Annotated in this window: 3 protein-coding genes; 2 read left to right on the forward strand and 1 reads right to left on the reverse strand. The window is 65.2% G+C overall.

Going from position 1 to position 2388, the window contains the following annotated elements; all coding sequences use genetic code 11:
* A partial coding sequence (mtnA, locus tag EN750_RS29640; RefSeq protein WP_127398869.1) for an S-methyl-5-thioribose-1-phosphate isomerase occupies positions 1-852 on the forward strand: 852 nt, incomplete at its 5' end.
* Between the two features lie 9 nt (positions 853-861).
* Here mtnA and EN750_RS29645 read toward each other — a convergent pair.
* Positions 862-1401, reverse strand: coding sequence for an Lrp/AsnC family transcriptional regulator (locus EN750_RS29645; protein ID WP_127320961.1), 540 nt, complete (start codon positions 1399-1401; stop codon positions 862-864).
* Positions 1402-1450: 49 nt separating this feature from the next.
* On the opposite strand from EN750_RS29645, the gene EN750_RS29650 reads away from it, so the two are divergent.
* Positions 1451-2388 (forward strand): MFS transporter (locus tag EN750_RS29650; protein WP_145968030.1); only part of this gene is annotated, 938 nt, incomplete at its 3' end.

A 2388-nucleotide genomic window follows, 5' to 3' on the forward strand; every position in this document is an offset into this window, starting at 1 on the left:
GTGTGGGAGACCCTGCACGAGACGCGGCCGACGGCGATCAATCTGCGCTGGGCGCTCGACGAGATGCGGCGCTTCCTGCGCCCCGTGCCATCGGAACAGCGCGCCGAAGCTGCCTATCGGCGGGCCAGTGAGATCGCCGACGAAGATGTCGGTCTCAACCGCGCCATCGGCGAGAACGGTCTTGCCATCATCAAGGCGATCGCGGCGCGCAAGCAGAAGGGCGAACCGGTCAACATCCTGACCCACTGCAATGCCGGCTGGCTGGCCACGGTCGACTACGGCACCGCCACGGCGCCGATCTACCTGGCCACAGAAGCCGGCATTCCGGTCCATGTCTATGTCGATGAAACGCGGCCGCGTAACCAGGGCGCACAGCTCACCGCCTGGGAGATGGCCGGGCACGGCGTGCCGCACACACTGATCGTCGACAATGCCGGCGGCCATCTGATGCAGCGCGGCGCAATCGACATGGTCATCGTCGGCACCGACCGCACAACGGCCGACGGCGATGTCTGCAACAAGATCGGCACCTATCTCAAGGCGCTCGCCGCCGCCGACAATGATGTGCCGTTCTATGTCGCACTGCCGTCGCCGACCATCGACTGGACCGTGCATGACGGACTGGCCGAGATCCCGATCGAGCAGCGCTCGGCCGACGAGGTCTCGCTGGTCTGGGGCAAGACCGCCGCCGGCGAGATTGCCCAGGTGCGCATTTCGCCGGAGACGACGCCTGCGGCCAACCCGGCCTTCGATGTGACGCCGGCGCGGCTGGTCACCGGCTTGATCACCGAGCGCGGCGTTGCCAAGGCATCGCGCGAGGGATTGAAGGCGATGTTCCCCGAGCGGGCGTAGCCCACGTCCCTAGTACAGAGGCTCGGCCATATGCTTCGGTGTCGGCCATGTCTCGGTAATGCCCGGCTGCACCGGCCGCTCCAGATAGGTCGATAACACCACATAGCTGCGCGTCGAGGTGACCCCCGGCGTTTCGTACAGGCGCGCCAAAAGGCCTTCGAGTGCTCTGGTGTCTTCCGTGCGGACCTTCAGCAGCATGCAGGTATCACCGGCGACCGTATGGATCTCCTCGACTTCGGGATATTGGGAGACCGCCATCAGTTCCGGCGTCTTTCCCCAGCCCCTGGTGTCGATATGGACAAAGGCAAGCAAAGGCTTTTTCACCGCCCGGGGATCGATTATGGCGACTGTGTTGCGGATGGCGCCGCTGCGACGGAGCCGTTTGACCCGCTCATGCGCTGCGGGTGGCGACAAGCCGACGCGATCGCCGAGTTCGGCGTAGCTGATCGTGGCGTCATCGACCAGGACACCTAATATTCTTCGGTCTATCGCGTCGAGATCGCGGGCCGCGGGCCTGTTCTGCAGAATGCCATCTGTTTCTTCATCCATGGCGAAATTCCTGGTTCTCCGCTGAATAGAATACGGCCATTATGCTGATATGTCGAACATTGATCAAGTTGCGCCATTGACTGCCCGAGCCCCGATCCCGGCGCTTGCCTATCTGCTGACGGGCTGCATCGCCGTCATCGGCTCGAACTCGCTAGTGCTGGGTCCGATTGCACCGGCTGTCGCCTCGTCGTTCGGCACCAGCGTGCCGGCCGTGATGATTGCGGCGGCAGCGTTCGGCCTTGGCACCTCCGCAAGCGCCCTGTTCCTGGCCCGCTACATCGACCGGCTCGGCGCCCGCCGGATGCTGCAGGGGGCTTTGTTGCTGCTGGCACTGGCGCTGGTTGCGAGTGCCGTCGCACCCACGGTGATCATGCTGGTCGCGGCACAGTTACTCGCCGGCATCGCTGCCGGCATCGCCATGCCCGCGATCTATGCCAGCGCCGCGGCCATCGCCCCACCGGGCAGGGAGAGCGGCACGATCGGCGTCGTGCTGACCGGATGGACGCTCAGCATGGTGGCCGGCGTTTCGCTTTCGGCCGTGCTTGCCGATCTTGTGCATTGGCGCGCCGTTTTCGCAGCGGTCGCGGTGCTTGCGGCCCTTGCATGGATGGGGCTGACGGCGACGTCGCTCAGCGACACCAGGAAGGCCGGACCGGCGCCCGCCCCGCTGGAAGCGCTCGGCATTCCCGGAATCCTGCCGCTGCTGGTCGCGTGCGCCGCCTTCATGACTTCTTTCTACGGCGTCTATGGCTATCTCGGCGACCATCTTCATGTCGGGCTTGGACAGCCGGTGAGCGCCAATGGCCTGGCGGCGCTTGCCTACGGTATAGGCTTCGGCACCGCTGCTCTGCTCGACGGCGTCATCGACAGACTGGGTGCGCGGCGCGTCATGCCGTTTGCCTATCTTCTGGTTGCGGTGGTCTACGTCGCGATGGCCGCGACGAGCGGCAGTTTCGGGCTGACCTTGACCATGGTGGCCATCTGGGG

The sequence above is a fragment of the Mesorhizobium sp. M7A.F.Ca.ET.027.03.2.1 genome, assembly GCF_003999175.1.
Taxonomy (GTDB): Bacteria; Pseudomonadota; Alphaproteobacteria; order Rhizobiales; family Rhizobiaceae; genus Mesorhizobium.

What these genes read in the sequence shown, in the direction of transcription:
- EN750_RS29645 (WP_127320961.1), bottom strand. Translation starts at nt 1,401, where the DNA reads ATGGATGAAGAAACAGATGGCATTCTGCAGAACAGGCCCGCGGCCCGC.